The sequence below is a fragment of the Paraglaciecola hydrolytica genome, from assembly GCF_001565895.1.
Classification (GTDB): Bacteria; Pseudomonadota; Gammaproteobacteria; order Enterobacterales; family Alteromonadaceae; genus Paraglaciecola; species Paraglaciecola hydrolytica.
In genome coordinates this window covers 189,683-210,225 of the sequence record NZ_LSNE01000009.1, presented here as the reverse complement: position 1 = coordinate 210,225, position 20,543 = coordinate 189,683, and the positions used below count along the sequence as shown (strand labels likewise).

Genomic DNA, 20,543 nt, shown 5'->3' with positions numbered 1-20,543 from the left:
GCTAATTAAAAGTAAAAAGCCGCTGAATCAGCGGCTTTTTGTTTAATTACCTCAGCCTTAATTAAAAGGTATAACGCGCACCTAAGGTATAGCGTGGGCCATATTGGCGAGCGAATAAAAATTGCTCGACATAACGACCATAACCTTGTTCAGTTTCGTTGGTAATATTCAAACCTTCAAAAAATACCGTTAGGTTATCGTTCACATCATAATTGATGCTCATGTCGGTTTGCGCGTACTCTTTGCCAAACTGAGGAGGCGCTTCAGCCGAACCTTGTGCCTGCCCAACACCAATCAAATAATCATCACGCCATGCATAAGTCACCTTCACTGACAGACCGTCTTTTTCGTAAAACACCTGAGCATTAGCAGAATCACCTAAGCCCGCTAAAGGCGACTGCTGGGCAAAACTTTCTACATCATATTCAACGTCACCAGTAACAAAAGTGGCGTTAAAAGACGCACCAAATCCAGACTCACCAAACATATGTTGCACCGAAAGTTCAACACCATTTACTGTTCTGGTATCACCGTTGGTGGGTTTACTAATAGTCCATTCCATTAAGGGATCATCACCATTTTGCAATACAATGTAATTACCCGTAACCGCATCTAAAGTGCCGCCACCATTAGCAATGATCTGAGTGAATACATCACCATCGCTAGGCACAAAACTGGGATCACCGGCTGCTGTTTTTAAATCTTGAATCGCTTGAGCGGCACGAGGGCCATTTAACGGATCCCGTAAACCTTCAAACGATTCTTTAGTATTGGTATTAGTAATGAAGTTTTTCACACTTTTACGAAATAAACCTAATGCAGCGTAACTACCTTCTTCGTAATAATATTCAAAAGAAAGATCAAGGTTGGTCGATTCAAAGGGTAACAGCCCAGTGTTACCTGAACTACCGTTTCTGCTGCCCGGTTTTGGACTACCTGACAACGAAAGCGCTCCAATCAAATTACCTAATGGTGGTCTTGCGATGCTCTTACCTGCCGAGAAACGTGCTACAACATCGTCTGTCACTTCCATTTTAATATCAATGTTAGGTAACAGCAGGTCATAATCGCCTTCAAACTCGACCAACAAGTTTTCACCTGATTTGTACAGTACTTGCCATTCAGTAGGGTTAGACCAAACAATCGAATCTTCGACCTTACGATAGACCGGGCTGCTTACATCAGTTTGCTCATAACGCAGACCCACATTGACATCAATAGGCATATCCGCCACTTCAAAGTACATTGCGGTTTGCAAATAAGCACTGCTGGTTTCTTCGGTGACACTACCTGAAGAATCAATGCCGCCCGTTGCCAGTGGATCAATATCAATGCCAAAATAATCGGCCATACGCGCGATTATTTCAGCATAATCAAAGGTGTAATAATAATTGGTGACCAGATCACTACCGCCGCCATCCAGCGCATCTAAAAAATTACCCGTATCATTGCGCGTGAACATGCTATCTGGGAATACGGCCATATTGCCATTATAACCATTTGGACCTTGGTTGCCGTTGTCAGCCCCCCAACCGCCTGTTTGCTGCTTAGTATGGGCTAAACCAAACTTAGCATTAACTAAAAAGCTGTCGCTAGGGTTCACCCATTCACTGTGAAACTGAAACTGCTTAATGGATGACTCACCTGCTCCGCGGCTTATTTGCGCAAATAAGGGGTCAAAATCGCCTGGGTTGGCTTCTTTGGCATTATCCGGCCAAGTAATTAAAAACTGAGGTACTTCGCCACTAGAATAATCATAGGTTTTAGTCACTATGTTATTAGGAGCAATGATGACATTACCAGCGTGACGACTGCCTTTATCCGCACCATTATCTATGGCATTAGTAGAGTCATGGTAATCAAACTCCATATGGATAGTGTCAGTGACCTGCCAGTCAAAGTTAAAACCGATAGACTCAGCTTTGACCAAAGTGGTGTCTTGGTTGGCCGAATGAGCAAAGTCATTTGCGGTTTCGGTAAAGTTAATCGCCGTGCCATTTTCGTCTAACTGATAAGAACTGATATTGCCACCAAAGTTAAACCACACACCAAAGCCTTGGCCTTTAGTGGAGGTTTCGGCTTCAGAACGCACGTAGTCCAAAGTCATTTTCATATCATCAGTAGGTGCGTACTGCAAAGTAAGCTGACCATTTAAACGTGAACGCTCTACATCATTGATATTGTAAGAAATCTGGCGAGGTAAATAGGTGTGACCGACTTTTTCACCTTCGGCATCAGTAGCACGTAAGTCAATGGCGTTATCACCTGTAGCGTTACCTAAACCTTGGTCAGCTTGCCAGCCTGGTACGTTAGCACTTTGTTGTTGAAAATCACGTTGTTGCATCGATAAGGTTATCGCCACCCCAAACTTATCATCAGCAAAGGTATTGCTATATAAAGCGGCAACTTCAGGCGTTATTTCATCTCCTGCGACGGTAGAGGTATCGTAAATGCCCTTACCTGATACCGAGTATTTTAAACCTGGTGCATCCAAAGGTCGGGTGGTAACGATATTAACCGTTGCGCCTAAACCACCACTGGGGTTTTCAGCCCGGGCGGTTTTGTACACTTCTAAGGCACTCACCCCTTCAGAAGCGAGGTTTTCTAAGCTATAAGAACGAGTATTACCAGTACCTGGCATTTGTCGGCCATTTAAGGTGATCAAGTTTTTATCCGGACCAAAACCCCTTACGGTAATTTGGCTACCTTCACCGTTTGAACGGCTAACCGTCACACCAGTAATACGTTGTAATGATTCTGCTAGGTTGGTATCAGGGAACTTACCCATGTCTTCTGCCGATATAGCATCAACTACCCCACTGGCTTCACGTTTCATATCCATAGAACGCGCTAAACTGCCACGTATCCCCTTAACTTGTATTACTTCCATATCTTCTGCTGGCGCGGTTTCTTGAGCGACAGCCGGTAAAATCATAGTACTGCCCATTAGCAACGCAATAGATGCGGCTAATCGACTTTTATTGAAGGTTTGTTGTTTCATAATTGCCCTACTTATAAGTTCAAACTTTTTCAAACATCAAAGTGAGGCACAGCATTGTTACTGTCTTACATGCCATCACTTTGATCCTCATTTGATTTCGTTGCGCTAATATCACTTAAGGAATGGTGATAGCCGCGTTATCGATACGATAAACCGCGCCATTACCTGCACCCCAAGCTGGAAATACCATGACTACATCGATTTGACTGATATCTAATCCTGCATCAAACAATGATTGCAGCGTAAACGTGTAGGTTTGCCATTGTCCAACGACTGGATCTACGCCTTCTAAGCTTGCACTTAAAGGCAACTCAACCGCACTAGAGGCATCACCCGCTTCAATTTTGAATAACCATGGGGCGCTGGCATCACTCGGAGCGCTGACAAGTTTCATATCAAACCTGACAACACCACTAGCAAGCAATGCACTGGCGTCATAATAAACGTCATCAGCAGCTAGAAAGCCCATTACAGTAGGTGCGGCGCCAATACTAAATTGGGCAACTGAACCATGTTGTGCATCATCGGTTTCAACACTTGGCGTAGAGCCACCACAGCAATCCCAGATAGACCACTGTTCTGGCGTCATATCTTTGAATAAAGTCAGGCCAACTTCTGGTACTTCAGGGGCATTTGGATTGTATATTTTGGCATTATCAATACGGTAAACCGCGCCGTTCCCCGCTCCCCAAGCAGGGAATACCATCACTACATCAATTTCACTTACATCCAAACCTGCATCCGATAATGATTGCAAAGTAAAGGTATAGGTTTGCCATTGGCCTGTAACAGGTGCAATACCTTCAATACTGCTGGTTAATGGTAACTCAACCGCTGAAGTGGCACCGCCCGCTTCAACTTTAAACAACCAAGCTGCACTGGCATCACTGGGTGCACTGACAACTTTCATATCAAATTGCACTACACCTTCTACCAGTATCTCACTTGCATCAAAGCTCACACCTTCTGCCGACAAAAATCCCATTACAGTTGGTGCGGCACCTATGGCAAATTCAGCCGTAAGACCATGTTCGGCATCGTCCATCGCTTCAACTGGCGTAGAGCCACCACAACAATCCCAGATTGGCCAATCAAGGTTAGTTTGATCGCTAAACAACACTAATTCAGGATAAACAACCGGACCATCCTGTGAAATTTCGACGTTATCAACACGGTAAACCGCGCCCTCACCGGCACCCCAGGCTGGAAAAATCATCAATACATCGATACCTGACAAGTCCAATCCTGCATCCGCAAGAGTCTGTAGACTAAATTCGTAGTGCTGCCACTCACCGGCAACAATAGGGTTGCCATCATTGCCAAGGGTCAAATCCATTTCTACTGCAGTTGTTGCATCATTGGATTCAGCTTTGAATAACCAAGGAGCACTGCTGTTACTGGGCATCGAAACGACTTTCATATCAAACTTGATACTGCCAGTGGTTAACATAGGTGAAGCATCAAAGGCTTTTGCAGGACTACCAAGACGTGAGTTAAAACCCATTACGGTTGGAGCAGCACCAATGACAAACTCAACTGTCGCGCCATGTTCGGCATTATCAGTTTCAATGGTAGGCACGGTGCCACCACAACAATCCCATACAGGCCATCCGGCGTTTTCTGCATCAGCAAAAATAGTAATAGGTGTCGCAATACCAGTTGATGGTGGTGACGGAATAGGTGCTTCACCTATTACTAAAGCACCAGTTGGATTTTCATCACTAGCTTCTACCTTGTAGCCAGCGCGAATGGTTTCACAGCCTTTACCTGTGTTTGGATTTATTGCACATTCATAAACATGTACATAATCAATTTCGTAGGTTTGTCCATCGGCAAACGCCGCGGCATCGATGCCGGTATTATTAACGTTGCCCGCCCAGTTACCACCTACGGCTAAATTAAGAAGTAAATGAAAGTCTTGATCAAAAGGTGCATTGTCCCAATGAGTGGTTAACTCACCAGTAACAATATCAAAGTACTCAGCAAACCAGCCCCGGTGTTTTAAACCTACTGCTTCACCTTTGCCGTTATAGCGCACTTCTGACTTCATTTGCGTGGCAAACAAATAATCGTCTACGTACCAGCGAATTTCACCTTCTTGCCATTCAATCGCGTAGGTATGAAAATCATCAGCAGGGTTAGCCATCTCAGGTAACAAATAGGCTTTACCGGATTGTTTGTTAGCCGGCCAAGCCTGACCATAATGCAAAGTACCATGTACGTTTGCTTCGACATTGCCTTCACTGTCGGCCACTTTTAAGTTAACCGCTTCTAAGATGTCGATTTCGCCTGACTTAGGCCATTCACCATAAACATAATCAGTGGGCAACATCCAAAAGGCTGGCCAAGAGCCTTGTCCAGAAGGCAATTTGGCGCGCATTTCAAAACGGCCATATTTAAAATCGGCTTTGTAACGCGTATTTAAACGTGCCGAGGTATAAGGTAAAGGCGCGCCTTCTTCCGCCGGTTTAGCCACTATCTTAAGTGTACCGCCCGATACAAAAGAGTTTTCGGCACTGTCGCTATAACATTGCTGTTCGTTATTGCCACCACCATTACAGTTGATTTCGTGGGTCCATTTATTTTTATCAATACTGGCGCCGTCAAACTCGTCACTCCAGACTAAGGTCCAATCGCTCACCGGTTCTGCGGGATTAACAAGGTCAAATTTAGTATTTGATTCTGAGCCTCCTCCGCAACTAAACAAACCAACCGCCATCGCTACAGCAGTAAGTTTTTGTAAATGTGTACTTGTTATGTTCATACATGAATTCCTAGTAGCAAAAAGTAAAACAAGTGAAACAAGTGAAACCACTTTCAATAATGTAAGCGCTTTCAACAAAATTAAATCAAAGCATACGAAAGGTCAACAAATAATTAACATCACTTATAACAAATAAATTAATTTAATTAACGAATACCAACACAATGGTATTGCACTGTATTTACAGGGGCTACACTGAAGCCCCCCACTCAATGGTGCATATTTAAACAGCAATTAAAATCGGATTTAGCAAAGACAGGTATTTACCGACTGGTTTTTGTTAACAAAAACCAGTCGCTTATTTGAAAGGGCTTTCAGCAACAGGCGTATATGTTACTGAAAGCAAAGTTAAAGATAGAAATGTAGTAATTTAAGGTATCGGATGTACAGCTATATAATTTTTAGTTAGCGGCACACTGAATCGTCGCTACATCCGCACTATTGGCAACTAAACGAATATTCGATAATTCAATCTGGGTATCTTTATTTGCCGTTAAAGCAAAAGGTGAATATATCTTAGAAAAATCTACTCCTTGTTGAGCAAAACAGCCTAAGTCAATACTCATTGTCTGCCAACTAGATTGCTGGTTTTCAAGCTGCTCCTTTAAAACAACGCGCCCATTGCAGGCATCGCCACATTCAATTAGCAGTTCAATTTGTGGCTCTGAGAGTGAATTAAGTTTGATATCAAACTGTAAACTACTGTTGGCTTCTAGCGATGAACGTAAGTCATCAGGAAAATCACTCTGCAAACTAAATTTACTAACTTGGTCCGTTAACCACGTGATCTGTAAAGCATCTTCTTGCACCGTTCTATCAGTGGTACGCACTTTAATATTAGGTGTCATCAGGCTATTGCTATTCATTCTAAGGGTTTGATTATCCTCATTAATAGCCACATACAAGGGTGTTATGGCAGAGCGTTCAAACAAAACCTTGGTTTGAATATTTTGCTCTGTCTTTTCTACAACTTCAGACAGTTCATTACTTAGTTCGGCATGACTGTTATAACTCAAACCGTAACCCAGTTTAAACAGCGGTTGATAGTCTGCATCATAAAAATTTAAAGGTGTTTGAGTCGGTGTGGTTGGCCAAGAAAAGGGTAAACGCCCGATAAAGTCGAATTCGGCCTTGCCTGAATCATCGGCTAAAATCACATCGGCGACCCCCTGCCCTTCACTACCCGGCAACCAAGCAGCAATAAAAGCATCAGAGGCGTTGAGTTCTGGATTAACCCACAGTGGTCGACCCGAGAGGAAAATCGCAACGGTAGGAATACCTTGCGCGCTTAATTTTCGCAGTAAAGCTAAATCCGTTTTATTGCCACGTTGATACTCAAGGTTATCAATATCGCCATTGCCTTCGGCATAAGGCTCTTCACCAAAAACCACAATAGCAACATCGGGCTTTTGCTGATATTCGCCGTTTACCGCCAGTTCAATACTGCCACCTGCGGCTTCAACCCGCGATTTGATACCGTCATAAATGGAATGTCCACCGAGGAAATCATCGTTATTGTTACCGGTACCTTGCCAAGTGATAGTCCAACCACCACTTTGTTTACCAATATTGTCGGCACCATCACCCGCCAGTAAAAATGCCTGAGTGGCTTTTAATGGTAATAGTTGCCCATTATTTTTAAGTAGCACTAATGACTCACGCACGGCCTGTCGAGCCACAGCGCGATGGGCATCGTTACCAATTACATTGTTTAAATTGGCGTATTTACGCTCGGAAGGCGCGGGTTTAGTAAACAAACCTGCACGTACTTTTACTCGCAAAATACGAGTAACGGCATCATCTAAACGCGCTAAAGGGATTTCGCCAGATTTGACCTGGGCTAAGGTATTTTCGTAAAGCGGTTTCCACGCTGGAGTGGCGACCATGTAAACATCTAAGCCTGCATTCATGGCTTGTGGGCAACTTTCATTGCTACAACCTAAGACCTGCCCATGACCATTCCAGTCACCCACCACAAAACCATCAAAACCCATGCGTTTTTTAAGTACATCGGTTAGCAAATATTGATGACCGTGAAGTTTTTCACCATGCCAACTATTAAACGAAGCCATCACCACTTGAGCGCCGGCACTTAGGCCGCCAACATAACCTTGGGCATGTAATTCAAACAACTGCTGTTCAGTAGATAGATTATCACCTTGGTCATCACCTTTTACGGTACCGCCATCACCAACAAAGTGTTTTACCGTAGAAATAACATTGTCATCTTTAAAATAACCACTTTGTGGGTCGCCTTGTAATCCCTCCACTATGGCCTGTGAATACTGGCGAATAATCGCCGGATCTTCAGAATAACTCTCGTAAGTTCGCCCCCAGCGGTCATCCTGTACAGTCGCAACAGTGGGTGCAAATACCCAGTCAATACCAGTTGCCATTACTTCTGCAGCCGTGGCTTTAGCAATCTCTTTGATCAAGGCGGGATTATGCATGGCACCCAAACCAATATTATGTGGGAACAACGTCGCGCCAATCACATTGTTGTGGCCGTGTACGGCATCTGTGCCCCACATGGTAGGAATTTTTGAACCGTCGAGTGAATCATCAACCGAGGCTAAATACATGGCCTGAGCAACGGCAATCCAATCTTGAGGTGTGGCGTGTTTGTTATTGTCAGGAAAGGCGCCACCACCGTTTAAAAACGAACCAAAACCATATTGGCGCATGTCTTCAACAGTGATATCACGAATTTCTGGCTGAATCGTCTGAGCGACTTTTTGCTCAATGGTCATCTTGGCTAATAACTCAGCGACCTGTTTTTCAACCCCTGCGTCTGTTTTTATCGCAATATCCAATACGGGCCAAAAATCAGGTACTTGAGTCGCACTCTGGCTGTTATCGCTACTTTTAGCGCTACTAGGAATAGCAGGATTATCACTACAAGCAGACAAGGTAAAGAGGGCGGCAGGTATGGCGAAATAAGAAAGTGAAAATTTCATTACCGAGCGACTCCAGATGCTTGAGTGTGAGATCTTGTTTGGCGAGTAGCTAAGACATGCAAAACAAAACCTTGTTTGGGAGCAGAATATGGTTGAGCCAATTGTATTGTTGGTGCGACACCGGAAATTTGAGCCATGGACCTGCCTTAATAAGATAAATAAATAGGTGGATATACATTTGTTACGCATATCGTCGAATATCAATCAATTAAACTATTGATTTAGTTAATTTTAAAAAAGCATTTCACACTTCTATTGATTATCATTTGACGCAAACTTAACATCCGTATAACATTTATGAAAGCGCTTACAATAATTGTCGCCTTACAAAATGTCTAGAAATTTATAAAGCTAATTTCAACTTGTTGAATAAGTTTAACCAGAAAAGAGAGTTATCATGTTAACGGAAAGTCTAACTAATCAGACTCAATTGCAGATCCCTGGCGATTCCTCCTTGTTGTCACCTGACTTCACCTTTGGTGTTGCAACAGCATCATTTCAAATTGAAGGGGGTGCTGATACACGTTTAGAAAGCATCTGGGATAGGTTTTGCCAGCAGCCTGGTGCTATCAGGGACAGTTCTGACGGTTTAGTGGCTTGTGATCACTACAATTTATGGCAACAAGACATAGACCTTATCGCCTCTTTAGGAGTTGATGCTTATCGCTTTTCCATTTCATGGCCAAGAGTGATGTTGCAAAATGGTCAATTAAATCAACAAGGCATTAGTTTTTATCTTAATTTGCTTGATGGTTTGTTAGCCAAGGGTATTAAACCTTATGTTACCTTGTACCATTGGGACTTGCCCCAGTATTTAGAAGATCAAGGTGGCTGGTTAAACCGCGAAACCGCTTATCAATTCAAACATTATGTTGATTTAGTAAGCCAAGCTTTTGGTGATAAAGTCTATTCCTACTCTACCTTAAATGAACCTTTCTGCAGCTCTTATCTAGGTTACGAAATTGGCATCCACGCTCCGGGTTTAAAAAGCCCAAAATTTGGTAAAAAAGCAGCTCACCACCTATTACTAGCTCATGGTCTAGCGATGGAAGTACTCGCTAAAAACAGCCCCAACAGTATGAATGGCATTGTACTTAATTTTACCCCCTGCCATAGCCTTACCGATGAACCACAAGACATCAATGCCGCTCAGTTAGCCGACCAACACTTTAACCAGTGGTACATCAAACCCTTGATTGATGGGCAATACCCGGCACTTATCAATGAGATACCGCTTGATCATAGACCCGACATAGTGGACGGAGACATGGATATCATCTCAGCAGCAATGGACTACATGGGTGTTAATTATTACACGCGTGAAATTTACCAAACTGATATGCAAAATGGCTTTGCCAAAGTGACAGAAAAACCACTGCCTTTAACGGATATGGGCTGGGAAATTTATCCTCAAGGCTTAACTGAGTTACTACTTGATCTGCATAATACCTATAAACTCCCGCCCATTTACATTACCGAAAATGGCGCTGCCATGCCGGACAAAATGCTGGATAATAAAGTCGATGATCAAGATCGATTGAGTTATTACCAAACCCATTTGATGGCGGTTGATAGTGCTATTCGCCAAGGGGTCAATATCAAAGGCTATTTTGCCTGGAGTTTGATGGATAATTTTGAATGGGCCGAAGGTTATGTTAAACGTTTTGGTATTGTTTATGTTGACTACCAAACTCAGCAACGCACCATTAAAACTAGTGGCAAGGCCTACCGAGATTTTGTAACTAGCCGTCCTCACCTCATCAATAACGAGGTCATTTGATTATGCAAACACTGAGTATCAAAGAAAAAATTGCCTACGGCTTGGGTGATACCGCCAGTAATATAGTGTTTCAAACGGTCATGTTATTTTTGTCATTTTTTTATACTGACATCTTTGGCATCTCGCCTGCGGTAGTGGGTACTATGTTTTTAGCGGTAAGGATACTAGATGCGGTGACTGATCCCATGATGGGCGCCCTGACTGACCGAACCAATACTCGCCATGGAAAATTCAGACCTTATTTGATTTGGCTGTGCATACCCTTTGCCGCCATCAGTGTTTTGGCCTTTACTACCCCAGATTTAACACCACAGGGCAAGATCATCTACGCCTTTGTTACTTACAGTCTATTAATGATTGCCTATACCGCCATTAACATCCCCTACTCTGCTTTGGGAGCAGTATTAACCAGCGATCCAACTGAACGAGTATCACTACAGTCTTATCGTTTTGTATGTGCCATGTTAGGTGGGCTGTTAGTCACTTCACTAACCATTCCCTTAGTTGATTGGTTTGGCGCTGGTGATAAAGCTAAAGGTTATCAACTTACCATTGGTGCCTTAAGCATATTGGGTATTGTGCTGTTTGTGCTGTGTTTTGCTGGTACTAAAGAGCGTGTTACTGTCAGTGCCTCTAAAAACTCCACACTCAAACAAGACTTCAAAGCCTTGTTCAAAAATGATCAATGGCGAGTATTATGCGGCGCTGCGATGTTTTTATTGATAGGCATGGTTCTACGTTCAACTCTGGCAATTTATTACGTTAAATATTATTTGTTACGTGAAGAGTTGATCACGGCTTTTGTGACATTGGGCATGGTTGGTAATATTCTCGGCTGCATTTGTTCGCCCTATATCGCCAAAAAAATCGGCAAGGTAAAGGCCTACATAGGTTTACAAGTGGTCGCTGCTATCATCAGCATTGTCAGCTATTTTATTGGCTCAGAACAAATTGCCCTAGCCTTTGCGGCCTACTTTTTCTGGAGCTTTTTTATCCAGATGGCCACGCCTTTATTGTGGGCCAAAATGGCCGACACCGTGGATTACGGTGAATGGAAGAGCGGACTTCGCATTACGGGCATTGTTTATTCGTCAGTAGTCTTTTTTATTAAACTTGGTTTGGCAATTGGTGGCGCGTTAGCGGGTTGGTTGTTAGCTTTTTACGGTTATGAAGCAGATGCAGTACAAACTGAAAGTGTCAAACAGGGTATCGTTTTTTCGTTTGCTGTGTATCCCGGTATTGCATCTTTGATCGTTGCATTTATTATGCGTTACTATCGTTTGACTGAAAGTAAAGTCGTAGACTTACAAAATGACTTAAACAAAACAACTCAGATGCAAACAGCGCAAACTTAATCGGCTTTAAAAACGGAATATAAAACTAAAAATATGGCAACTATTTATCAAGTATCTGAATTGGCGGGCGTCTCATTAGCCACAGTGTCGCGGGTTATTAACAACAATAGTCTGGTCAGTGAAAAAACCAAGCTTAAGGTCTTGGAAGCTATGAAGAAGCTAGATTACCGGCCCAACACGGTTGCCCAGTCTTTAGCCTCTAACCGTTCAAATAGCGTAGGTATTTTAGTTTCAGAGTTACACGGTTCGTTTTATGGCTCAATGATGAGCGACATTGAGCTAGCACTACGTGAATTTGGTAAACACGCCATTATTACCGCGGGCCACAGTGACGAAAAAAGTGAAAAAGAAGGTGTGGAGTTTTTGATCAGCCGTAGCTGTGATGCACTAATACTGCATGTTGAAGCCGTATCCGATGAATATCTGATTGAGCTAAAAACTCGCAAGATCCCTTTTGTTACCGTCAACCGTTATATTCCAGAAATTGCCGCTAATTGTATTTGTTTAGACAATGAAATGGGTGGCTACACCGCCACTAAATTTTTATTGCAACAAGGCCATCGCGATATTGCATATATAGCAGGTCCATTGTGGAAAACCGATGCCAAAAACCGCTATGACGGTCACCTTAGAGCCTTGCAAGAGTTTAACATTAAGCCCAACAAACGTTTGATTTATGAAGGAAACTTTCAAGAGGAAGGTGGTCAGAAAGGCGTTCAGGTGCTACTGGAAACGGGCATTGCTTTTAGCGCTATCGCCTGTGCCAACGATGAAATGGCTGCCGGAGCCATGAGTGCCTTACGTGAAAAAGGTCGCAGTATACCCGACGATGTTTCAGTCATTGGTTTTGATAATTTAGTCTTTAGCCGTTACACCTACCCTAAACTATCCACGATCAATTACCCTATCTCTGACATCGGTAAAACCGCCGCCTCTTGGGTACTCAACAACCTGTATATTGATCGTAAAGAAGACATCCAACACTTGTTCATTCCTGAACTTGTAGTCAGAGATTCAGTAAAAAATATCAACTAAAACGGGAGTTAAGCTAACTCCCTACATTTTAAGACTCTGCCAACTTCTGTTTATCTATTAAAACTCCAACATAGCTCTGCCACACTTAGCAGACTGCGTTGACTTTCCCTATTCAGCCCTTTTCTAAAGCAAAAAAAACCGCCAAAGAACAATCTTTGGCGGCTTTACATTATGACGTAAATCCTAACGCTAGAAGGTGTATTGCACCCCAAACTGGAAGCGGCGATCAAACATAAAGCTCGAACGTTGGAAGGTTTCTCCTCCTCCATTCAAGATATCCTTAGATGTCTGAAGTTCATCCGTCAGGTTAGTACCTTGTAAACTCACTTGGAGATTATCTGTTATGTGGTATTTAACCGAGGCATCCAACGAGAAGTTGTCATCTTGAATATTTGGGTTACCTGTGATGAACGTCACGTATGAGTTCAGGTATTCATCACGATATTGATAAGCTATACGTACTTCTAACTTATCATCCTGATAAATACCCACAAGGTTAGCAAAGTTTTCTGATTGGCCGATAATACCGTTTAAGGTCGTTATACGCACAATACCGTCAAAACCATCTGGAATACCATCGCCATCCGCATCAAGAGAACGATCAGGTGAGTCAGCGTCAACATTCAGTTTAGTATAGTTAGCTTGTACGCCTAAGTTTGACCATAAGCCAGGTAGATTATCAAAGAAATACTGACCTGAAACTTCAAAACCATTAACCTTAGCATCAGACTGATTCATAGCACCTGAATAATAAATGGGTACTTCTTTACCGTCTAAATTAATCGCATCAACTTGAGCAATTGCGCCAGTTTGCACTATGTCTTTAATTTGTTTATTAAAAAACGCCAGACTGAAATAATTACCGCCATCGCCATACCATTCAAGGGCTAAGTCTAAGTTAGTCGCTTCCGTCGCTTGCAGATTAGGGTTACCGCCATTGATTACTAAGCGAGACACATTGGCACCTAGAGCACCAATTGGATCGGGATCGCCCTCTTCAATTTCAGGGAATTGAATACTCGTCACAGCACCTATATTCTGCGAAGCACTGTAGCTACCGATATCAGGTAGTGTTAAGCCTCTGCTTAAACCAAATCTGACTAACCATTCGTCATCAAGATGCAACTTAACGTTGAATGAAGGCAAATAATAATCCTTATTCAGACCAAGACTTCTGTCGGTTGATGCCTGATCAAGATAGGCCGCCGTTTCTGGTAAGAAATCCCTTATGTTATCAATAGCTTCTATTTCAGGTGGACGACCAACTTGTTGTTCATCTGCGCCAAATTGGTTGTATTGGTAAGAGCCTATTGAGTCAGTTTCCATTTTGACATAACGAACACCAAAGTTACCTTGTACATACATGCCATTGTCAAAATCTTGTGCAAAGTCAAAACGTGCGTATAAATTTGTCGTCACTTCATTGACATTAGCTGTTTGTGCATCGGTGTACTGTTCACGATATTGAGCATCCCTGCGCGTGTCGGTACCATTACTAAAGGGTGAATAAGAAGGGGTATATTGATCGTTATTTTCGCCGCCATTGTTTAAATCTGGCTCAGTGGCCAAAAAGTCATAAAACAAATCAGGGTTTCTCAGCAAATCAGGGTGCACAAAAACCATACTAGTATTTGCACCGACTACGACACCACCACGTTGGAAATCAGAAAAGTCATATGCCTGATGAACTTCAGAGTCAAAGGCATTAAATCTTGCAATACCGTTGCCATCCCAAGCCTGGCTAACACCTTGCCAGTTTAGCCCAGCATTTTGGTAGATTTGCTCACGTTCTGCACGGCGTACACCAAACTGAACCGACTGGAACCAATCATCGCCATCTGGATTAAAATCGTAGGTAAGATCCACTTTAACAGCCGTGGCTTTGCCATCCCCGTCTCTAAATGTATCTGCCGCATAGCCCATAAAGTAGCCTGCAGGATCAGAGGTTGAAGTGGGTGCAGCAGAAGGAACAACATTGTTACCTGCGTCCACAATATTACCCTGATTAAAGGTAAAGCCATCATTGTAAAAAAACTCAATTTCTGGACTGTCTAAATTAGGGCGACTTCTAAAGTCCAAATGAGTCGTTGAGCCAATCCATTGCTCTCTGTATTCCTGAGAAGATGTGGTGCGATGAGCATCAAATTCAACAGACCATTGATCATCTACTTGCCATTCAATATTGATACTTATATCGTCGGTCTGACTGTCTGTTGCTCGACCTATACCTAAGTTACCAATTTGCGCACCAGGTGCACCAAACCAGCCGCTTTCGTTAGACGAAATAACACCTTCTTCGAACAAACCACCATTTATTGGGATAAGTTGACTACAGAAGTTTGCTGGGTCGTCTCCGGTTGCACCGTTACCGCAACGTGGTACACCCGATGAGGTAAAAGGTCTAAGACGGACATCAGACACGATAATATTGCTATCGCTCGTGGTTTGCGCATAAGCACCACCACCATCTTGCCACTCTGTGGTACGTTCTAAATCAAATACTTTGTTGTCAACACGAATATACTTAACCGTCGCTTTAACCGAATCATCGTTACTTTGCCATTGACCCGCTAGGTAGACATTACTACGTTTTCTATCTACTTCTGTAGCACGCAGTTGAAAACCGTTAATGATACCAACCGTCTGACCTGCAGTCGGGATCAAATCGCCAACAAAATCTTCTACGTCAACATCAAAATATTTGTCACCTGCAACAGAACCAACCGGAACTGGATTAATCGCGCCTGACTGATAACCGTTAAATAATGATTTCAATTCAGAATGAGAAAATGACCCTACAAGGCCAAACTCGCCGCTGTCGGTTTTCCAACGGTCACCAAATACCGCGCTAAATGTAGGAGAGGTTTCTTTTCTTAAGTCGCTATAGGTGCCATCTATCGAAATAACACCAAAACGTCCATCACGATCAAAAGGCTCAATGGTTCTAAGATTAATACTGCCACCAATACCACCTTCAATCAGATCAGCACTTTGATTTTTATAAACATCAACACCTTCAATCATTTGTGGTGGAATACTTGACCAATCTAAGGCACGACCACCATCTGCGGTGAAAGCATCACGGCCATTCAGTTCAGAACGTATCAAACCTAAACCACGGATTAAGTTACCTGAGCCTTCAGCCGACGGGAAATCGCCGCCATTGGCGCCGATGTCGAATTTAGTTACTGTCACGCCTGGCACCCGAGAAAGGGCTTCGGCAACAGACAAGTCAGGCAGGGCGTTGGCATCGGATGCTGTAATTGAATCCATAAAAGTATTAGATTCACGTTTTAATTCAGCCGCATTGGCTAATGCGCCACGTATACCTCTGACTTCAATGACTTCTTCATTTTCATTTAGGGTCGCCGCTTCGTCAGCCGTTTGTGCCAATGCATTATGCGCGGCCAACGATGTCATTAGTGCGGTGGCGCCATACAGAGCTACCTTCACCGACGAAGCAACAATTGATCTTTTTTGTGTGTCCATGTTCTCTCCAGTGTGTTTTTTGTTACTAATTTATTAATTATGTGAGCGCTACATAAAACGTGGTTAACGAAACAAGCTATTCGCACTAAAAACCCGACGTTTAATACCTAAGGGTCTTCAACAACGGCAAAGCAGACTGAACAATTAGCTGCGCAAAAATAGCTCTGCTTTGTAACAACACCACAAGATTAACAAGTTTATAACAAAAAAGTAAGCGCTTTCATTATAACTCAAACATATATTTAAAAATGTTAGTATGCGTGGTAGTTTTCAAGGCTTGTGATAGTCTTTCGATTTGTAGTAAAAACGTTACTTAAATTAACATTCTAAAATTTAAAAAATACACTAAGTAAACAACATAGGAATTTACATTATATGCGAGTATGCATTCTTGGTGGTGGTACAGCTGGCTGGATGACAGCGGCGGCACTTTCCAAAAAACTCAAAAATATAATAAATTCAATCACCCTAGTTGAATCAGATACCATCAGTACCGTGGGGGTTGGTGAAGCTACTTTGCCCCATATTAGGTTGTTTAATGAAGGTCTAGGTATAGATGAAAGTGCTTTCATGAAGCAGACCGAAGCGACTTACAAGTTAGGTATCGAGTTTTGTGACTGGGGCCGTTTAGGCGACAGTTATGTTCATCCCTTTGGTGACTTTGGCCAAACAATTAACGGTATCGCCTTTTATCAGCACTTATTAAAACTCACAAAACATGGCGACTATGGCGTGCTAAACGACTACGCGTTTGGCATAGTGGCGGCCAAAAACAATAAATTTCAGTTACCCAAAGACGGAAAAAGCCCACTGCAGCAAGCTTTTGGTTATGCCTACCAATTTGATGCCGGTCTTTATGCAAAATTTTTAAGTGGTTTTGCACAAAACAATGGCGTGCGGCGTATCGAGGGGATCGTTGTCGATACCCTTATCGATAAAAGCTCTGGCGATGTTACTGCGATTACCCTAGATGACGGGCAACAAATCAGTGCCGATTTGTTTATAGATTGTTCCGGATTTCGCGGCGTACTCATTGAACAAACACTGCAATCCGGTTACCAAGACTGGTCGCAATGGCTCCCTTGTAATCGCGCGGTTGCGGTACCCTGTGAACGTCACGGGCCGTTGTCACCTTATACTCGAGCAACAGCCCGGCAAGCCGGATGGCAATGGCGCATTCCTTTACAACATCGAACTGGTAACGGTCACGTCTACTGGGATGAATTTATTTCAGAAGATGAAGCCACTTCGGTATTACTCAAAAATTTAGACGGCCCTGCCCTTAGTGAGCCCAAACAACTCTATTTTAAAACCGGCCGACGCAATCATTTTTGGAAAAACAATGTTGTTGCCATCGGTCTTGCCGGCGGATTTTTAGAGCCTTTAGAGTCCACCTCGATTCATTTAATCCAAGAAGGCATTACCAACCTGCTAGAGTTGTTTCCCCACGAATCCCCTAGCCCTTCAGCAAATACCTTAGATAAAGCAGAATACAACGCCCGTATGGCCTTGCAATTCGAGAGGGTTCGCGACTTTCTGTTATTACATTATGTGGCGACAAAGCGTGACGATAGTGAAATGTGGCGCTATTTTAGCAACATGACCTTGCCTGACAGTTTGCAAGAAAAAATAGACTACTGGTTGCATCGTGGTTATGTTCAACGTTACGAGTTTGGATCTTTTTTACCACCAAGTTGGATAGCAGTAATGCTAGGGCAAAACCTGCGCCCCCAACATTATGATCCTCGTGTGGATAATTACAATTTTGTAGAGCTTAAACAGCAAGCCCAAGCCATGCGCACTGATATCGCAAACGGGGTAAACCAAGCTAAGAATCATGCCGACTTTTTAGTGGCGATAGGTGCAGCTTCGAACAGTCAACTGATAAGAGCGAAGAGCTAAATCATGTCGCAACCAGCTACCTCTCAATTTCTCGTTTATGGTAATACTCTCGCGGCCAGCATGACGGTTCTCGCCTTGAGTAAAGCGCTGCCAAAACACATCACTCTATTATGGGTGAAACCAATGTCCCCCTGCCCTAGCGATGTGCTATATGGAGGCCTCAGTTCACCAGATGCTTATCACTTTAATTTACAATATGGCGTAACAGAGCCAGAGCTAATCTTAGATACCGATACCACCTTTTCATTTGGCACTCACTTTAAACATTGGGGTGATGACAAACGCTCGTGGATGCAGTGTTTTCATTTGCCTTTTGCAGCGACAGCTGGCGTAGAGTTACATCACTTTATGACACGGCACAAAACAATCTTAGGTGATTTTTTAATTAGCGCGCAAGCGGCAATCAAGGGCACTTTCGCCCATCCGCCTGTCGATAATCCACAATCACCTCTGTCACGTGCTGAATATGGCTACCATTTTGATCCCGCTCAGTGGTCAGGCATTTTTTCTAAGCACCTTGATAAAACACGAGTCACACTGATTGAACAGGAGATTTCCTCGCTGGAGCATAGCCATAAGCCTGAGCATAGCCAAGGGCATATCGACTATGTGCAATTGGCTGATGGCACAAAATTACAGGCAGACTTATATATCGACTGCAGTGGCACTAGCAGCCAACTACTGTCAAAACTCAACAATGACTTTGCCTGCCAGCGCACTGTGCAGGTAAGTAACAAAACCCAGACAAAAGCACAAACCGGCCCAGCTTGCCGCTCAGTGACAGGTAACAAACACGGCTGGCAGTTAATTACGCCCTTACGTTGCAAAGATCACATCGTGACCTTAGTTGAATCTCCTTATACAACTGAGTCTGAACATGGCCTAAGGCTTGAACTTGGTTATCGCCACAAAGCATGGCAAGGCAATTGTGTTGGCATTAGTCATGCTGCTTATGCCTTCGAGCCTCTGACTCCAGCGCCCTATATCTTATTGAAAAAAGACATCGAGCGATTACTCGAACTTATCCCGGTAAGCCTTGATACACGGATAGAAAGCCACGAATACAATCGCCGATTCATTGATGACGTTGTGCACGCCGAACTCTTTCATCGTGCACACTATGCAGGACAGCACAATGCCGCGCAACAAGACGTGGTTTATGAAGCAAATGAGAAACTCGACAGAAAGTTAAGCCAGTATAAACATCGAGGTATCCTAGCTAGTTTTGACTTTGAACCTTTCAACCAACAAGATTGGGCAATCCTACATGCAGGTCTTGGCAGAATACCCGAACGTTACGACAGAATGGCTGAGCAAGTTGACTTTGATGCAATGCAAACCCAACTCGATGCCATGTGTGCTGGCATGGCACATCTGGCATCAAAAATGCCGCCTCACCACCTTTATTTAGAAAAACTCTCGATGTACTTAAGGGATAAACATGGCCACTCATAATCTTAAATCTATCGCGATCATTGGTGGCGGCACGGCAGGTTGGATGGCAGCCGCAGCCTTATCTAAAATGCTGCTGCCAGAAAACGTAAAAATTACCTTAGTAGAGTCTGAACAAATTGGCACAATAGGTGTGGGCGAAGCCACTATCCCCGATATCGCCAATTTTAATCTTATGTTGGGCATTAACGAGCGAGACTTTCTGGCTGCCACCAAGGGTACTTTTAAGTTAGGTATTGAGTTTCGTGACTGGGGCAAACTAGGTGATAGCTATTTCCATCCTTTTGGCGGCCACGGCGTTGACATGAATGGCATCGACTTTCACCAATACTGGTTGCATAGCAAACTTAATGGCAATGCTGCCAAGCTCGAAGACTACAGCATTTGTGCTATCGCGGCCAAACAGGCTAAATTTATCTTACCCGACAATAATCCCAAATCGGTGCTATCTCACTTACGTTATGCCTATCATTTTGATGCCACGGCCTATGCCGCATTTTTACGTGACTATGCAGAGGAGCGCGGTATCATTCGAGTTGAAGGCAAGATCAAACATGTCACAACTCACCAAGACTCAGGCAATATTAAAGGTGTCATTTTAGAAGATGGGCGAATTATCGAAGCCGATTTTTTCTTTGATTGCAGCGGTTTTAAAGCGCTGTTGTTAGATAAAACCCTTGGCGTAAAATTTAAAGATTGGAGCCACTGGCTACCTTGTAACCGCGCCCAAGCGGTAGCTTGCGAACGCATCGAGCCACTGCCCCCTTATACTGTATCAACGGCCAAAAAGGCTGGCTGGCAATGGCGC

Annotated in this window: 10 protein-coding genes; 6 read left to right on the top strand and 4 right to left on the bottom strand. The window is 43.4% G+C overall.

Features of this window, described 5'->3' with window-relative positions; translation table 11 throughout:
* Positions 1-61: 61 nt before the first annotated feature.
* The 3 genes from AX660_RS16665 to AX660_RS16655 all read right to left on the bottom strand — a co-directional run bounded on the left by AX660_RS16665 (position 62) and on the right by AX660_RS16655 (position 8,722).
* Entirely contained in the window at positions 62-3,001 is a 2,940-nt protein-coding gene (locus tag AX660_RS16665) for a TonB-dependent receptor (protein ID WP_068379191.1), read from the bottom strand.
* A 115-nt stretch (positions 3,002-3,116) separates the two neighbouring features.
* Positions 3,117-5,765: a glycoside hydrolase family 16 protein gene (locus AX660_RS16660; protein ID WP_068379188.1), complete on the bottom strand. Its 2,649-nt coding sequence runs from the start codon at positions 5,763-5,765 to the stop codon at positions 3,117-3,119.
* 401 nt (positions 5,766-6,166) lie between these two features.
* Positions 6,167-8,722: a glycoside hydrolase family 3 protein gene (locus AX660_RS16655; RefSeq protein WP_068379185.1), complete on the bottom strand. Its 2,556-nt coding sequence runs from the start codon at positions 8,720-8,722 to the stop codon at positions 6,167-6,169.
* 397 nt (positions 8,723-9,119) lie between these two features.
* On the opposite strand from AX660_RS16655, the gene AX660_RS16650 reads away from it, so the two are divergent.
* Genes AX660_RS16650 through AX660_RS16640 form a run of 3 tightly spaced genes read left to right on the top strand, consistent with a single transcriptional unit; the run spans position 9,120 to position 12,892 of the window.
* On the top strand, positions 9,120-10,502 hold the full coding sequence (locus AX660_RS16650) for a GH1 family beta-glucosidase (protein ID WP_068379182.1): 1,383 nt from the start codon (positions 9,120-9,122) through the stop codon (positions 10,500-10,502).
* Positions 10,503-10,504: 2 nt separating this feature from the next.
* Entirely contained in the window at positions 10,505-11,857 is a 1,353-nt protein-coding gene (locus AX660_RS16645; RefSeq protein ID WP_068379179.1) for a glycoside-pentoside-hexuronide (GPH):cation symporter, read from the top strand.
* 33 nt (positions 11,858-11,890) lie between these two features.
* Positions 11,891-12,892 (top strand): LacI family DNA-binding transcriptional regulator, encoded by a 1,002-nt coding sequence (locus AX660_RS16640; RefSeq protein ID WP_068379176.1) that lies wholly within the window; start codon positions 11,891-11,893, stop codon positions 12,890-12,892.
* Between the two features lie 189 nt (positions 12,893-13,081).
* Here the strand turns inward: AX660_RS16640 and AX660_RS16635 are convergent, their stop codons facing one another.
* Positions 13,082-16,381, bottom strand: coding sequence for a TonB-dependent receptor (locus tag AX660_RS16635; RefSeq protein ID WP_068379173.1), 3,300 nt, complete (start codon positions 16,379-16,381; stop codon positions 13,082-13,084).
* Positions 16,382-16,756: 375 nt separating this feature from the next.
* Between AX660_RS16635 and AX660_RS16630 the strand changes: the two genes are divergently transcribed.
* The 3 genes from AX660_RS16630 to AX660_RS16620 form a co-directional block, all read left to right on the top strand.
* Positions 16,757-18,283 (top strand): tryptophan halogenase family protein, encoded by a 1,527-nt coding sequence (locus tag AX660_RS16630; protein WP_068379170.1) that lies wholly within the window; start codon positions 16,757-16,759, stop codon positions 18,281-18,283.
* A 3-nt stretch (positions 18,284-18,286) separates the two neighbouring features.
* The gene (locus AX660_RS16625) at positions 18,287-19,738 is read left to right on the top strand and encodes a tryptophan 7-halogenase (RefSeq protein WP_068379166.1); all 1,452 of its coding nucleotides are present in this window, start codon (positions 18,287-18,289) and stop codon (positions 19,736-19,738) included.
* On the top strand, positions 19,725-20,543 hold an 819-nt coding region (locus tag AX660_RS16620; RefSeq protein ID WP_131811826.1), incomplete at its 3' end, for a tryptophan halogenase family protein. The genes AX660_RS16625 and AX660_RS16620, both read left to right, overlap by 14 nt.

Excerpts from the sequence above, each read along its gene's own strand:
- AX660_RS16640 (WP_068379176.1), top strand. The coding sequence starts at position 11,891 with ATGGCAACTATTTATCAAGTATCTGAATTGGCGGGCGTCTCATTAGCC.
- AX660_RS16630 (WP_068379170.1), top strand. The coding sequence starts at position 16,757 with ATGCGAGTATGCATTCTTGGTGGTGGTACAGCTGGCTGGATGACAGCG.
- AX660_RS16655 (WP_068379185.1), bottom strand. The coding sequence starts at position 8,722 with ATGAAATTTTCACTTTCTTATTTCGCCATACCTGCCGCCCTCTTTACC.
- AX660_RS16625 (WP_068379166.1), top strand. The coding sequence starts at position 18,287 with ATGTCGCAACCAGCTACCTCTCAATTTCTCGTTTATGGTAATACTCTC.
- AX660_RS16660 (WP_068379188.1), bottom strand. The coding sequence starts at position 5,765 with ATGAACATAACAAGTACACATTTACAAAAACTTACTGCTGTAGCGATG.
- AX660_RS16650 (WP_068379182.1), top strand. The coding sequence starts at position 9,120 with ATGTTAACGGAAAGTCTAACTAATCAGACTCAATTGCAGATCCCTGGC.
- AX660_RS16665 (WP_068379191.1), bottom strand. The coding sequence starts at position 3,001 with ATGAAACAACAAACCTTCAATAAAAGTCGATTAGCCGCATCTATTGCG.
- AX660_RS16645 (WP_068379179.1), top strand. The coding sequence starts at position 10,505 with ATGCAAACACTGAGTATCAAAGAAAAAATTGCCTACGGCTTGGGTGAT.
- AX660_RS16635 (WP_068379173.1), bottom strand. The coding sequence starts at position 16,381 with ATGGACACACAAAAAAGATCAATTGTTGCTTCGTCGGTGAAGGTAGCT.